At 69.4% G+C, this 216-nt stretch carries 1 protein-coding gene; it reads right to left on the bottom strand.

Annotated elements, in window-relative coordinates; genetic code table 11:
- A partial coding sequence (locus F0L68_RS42035; protein WP_149855506.1) for a hypothetical protein occupies nucleotides 1-216 on the bottom strand: 216 nt, incomplete at both ends.

The raw sequence follows: 216 nt of genomic DNA, 5'->3' as shown, positions 1-216 counted from the left end.
CTGGAGCAGGCCGAGCACGGCGTCCGCGTTGGGTTGCAGCAGCCAGGGATAGTTGGCGAGGCCGAACATGCTCGCGTCGCCGGCCCGGTAGTCGTAGCTGGGCAGCACGGTCAGGTTGGTGCGGGCGAACGCCTCGTCGCCGCCCGAGGTGACCGAGGTCTCGGTGAACGCCATGCCGCTGGCCGGGGAGGTCACGGTGAAGGTGAAGTCCTGGAC

The sequence above is a fragment of the Solihabitans fulvus genome (genome assembly GCF_008386585.1).
GTDB lineage: Bacteria > Actinomycetota > Actinomycetes > Mycobacteriales > Pseudonocardiaceae > Solihabitans > Solihabitans fulvus.
The sequence above is the reverse complement of the archived record's forward strand: the minus strand, read 5'-3'. Positions and strand labels throughout refer to the sequence as shown.